This window comes from Cupriavidus sp. 01L46, assembly GCF_056399905.1.
Map to the genome: position 1 here is coordinate 1 of NZ_JBFTSF010000553.1, position 1,844 is coordinate 1,844.

Here is a 1,844-nt window from a genome sequence, read left to right on the forward strand (position 1 = left end):
ACTACAAACAACGCCCCCCAGCCACCAACTCCTCCACCAAATCCCGCATATGCCGCCAATGCGATCCCTCCCAAAACACGCGCTGGCAGCAATCGCAAGTCACGAACCGCTCCTGGCGCGCGAGCACGCCTGGCGGCACGCGGCCGTCGACCGCGGTTTTGTCGATCGCCCGCAGCGGCACATTGCAGTCCAGGCACAGCGAGAACGGCCGCGCGCTACGGGCCAGGTCGAGCCGCGCGAAGATCTCCCGCAGTTGCGGCGTGGCCTTGATGGCGCGCACGTAGCAGCCATGGGTGACTCCGCGCCGCTTGAGCAGCTCGCGGTCCCGCGTGAGCACAATGCGGCCCTCGCGCATGGCGATGGCTTCGATCTCGCTATCGGCGTAATGGTTGTCGTAAAGCGTGTCGAAGCCGGTCAGGCGCAGCAGGTGCGCCAGCCCGCCCAGGTGGGCGTCGGCAACGAAGCGGGTCGCGCGCAGCGGCTCGGCGCGCACGCGCAGCAGCGGTGTGACGTCGAAGGCTTCGAACTGGGGATAAACGGAGACGCGGTCGCCATCCTGCAGCAGGCGCTCGAAGCCGCATGACTCGCCGTTCACCAGGATCAGCTCCACCTCGGTGTGCGGCACGCCCAGCGCTTCGATCATGTGCTTGACGGTGGCGGCGCGCGCGCAGGCGCACACGCAATCCCGGCCGCGCTGCGCGCGCGGCAGGAAATCGTTCAGTTCCTCGTAGAAACGAAACGTGGCGGTGACGGTGGCGGGGTCGGTGGCCATGGGCCAAAGTATGCCACTGCCCGCAGCGCCTCAGCCCGCCTGGTTGGCCAGCCGCAGCGCGGATTCCACGGAAAGCCGCGCCCAGGCCGTCATGGCTTCGGCCGACTCCAGGCAGGCKGGTGGAGCGCTCAGGTAATGCTGTATGGAGATCTCGCGGCCGCTGCGGCTGTAGCGGAACGGCTCGCCGCCCTCGGCCTCGAAGCCCCCGCGCGTCTGGCCGTCCACTTTCAGGTAACAGCGCCCGCCCAGCACCAGCGCGAACACCAGGCCGTCGTAGTACAGGGCGTGGCCGCCAAACATGCGGCGCGTGGTGATCGGGCCGATGCGCGCCGCCAGCGGCTCCAGCAGTTCGAGCAGATGGTCGATGAAGGGATCGGGACGGCGGGCTGGCATGGCGCTCTGGTGCGGGGGCATGCCTTAGAGCTTCAGGCGCTGCCAAATGGCTTTGGTCGCGCTGGCCGTGTTGAGCGTATAGAAATGCAGCCCCGGCACGCCGGCGGCCAGCAGGCGCTCGCACAGCGCGGTGACCACATCCAGGCCAAAGGCGCGGATCGACTCGCGGTCATCGCCGAAGCCTTCCAGCCGCTTGGCCACCCAGCGCGGCACTTCGGCGCCGCACATCTCGGAGAAGCGCATCAGCTGCGAGGAATTGGTGATCGGCATGATGCCCGGCACGATCGGCACGTCCACGCCCATGGCGCGCACATCCTCGACGAAACGGAAGTACGCATCGGCGTTGAAGAAGTACTGGGTGATGGCCGAGTCGGCGCCGGCCTTGACCTTGCGCACGAAATTCTCGAGATCGTGGCGGGGCGACTTGGCCTGCGGGTGGTACTCGGGATAAGCCGCCACCTCAATGTTGAACCAGTCGCCGGTCTCGGCGCGGATGAACTCCACCAGCTCGTTGGCATAGCGGAACTCGCCGATCTCGCCCATGCCCGACGGCATGTCGCCGCGCAGCGCGACGATATGGCGGATGCCGCCTTCGCGGTAAGTCTTGAGGATCTCGCGGATGCTCTCGCGCGAGGACCCCACGCACGACAAGTGCGGCGCGGCCTCGATGCCTTCGCGC

Annotated in this window: 3 protein-coding genes; all 3 read right to left on the reverse strand. The window is 67.6% G+C overall.

The window, feature by feature from the left end:
- Position 1: 1 nt before the first annotated feature.
- Positions 2-772, reverse strand: a complete 771-nt coding sequence (locus AC1DS3_RS38245; RefSeq protein WP_441641125.1) for a Mut7-C RNAse domain-containing protein — start codon at positions 770-772, stop codon at positions 2-4.
- Between the two features lie 30 nt (positions 773-802).
- Positions 803-1,165: a TfoX/Sxy family protein gene (locus AC1DS3_RS38250; RefSeq protein ID WP_441641124.1), complete on the reverse strand. Its 363-nt coding sequence runs from the start codon at positions 1,163-1,165 to the stop codon at positions 803-805.
- Positions 1,166-1,189: 24 nt separating this feature from the next.
- On the reverse strand, positions 1,190-1,844 hold a 655-nt coding region (locus tag AC1DS3_RS38255), incomplete at its 5' end, for a methylenetetrahydrofolate reductase (protein ID WP_477129318.1).

Coding starts and splice junctions, on each gene's coding strand:
- AC1DS3_RS38245 (WP_441641125.1), bottom strand. CDS start 772: ATGGCCACCGACCCCGCCACCGTCACCGCCACGTTTCGTTTCTACGAG.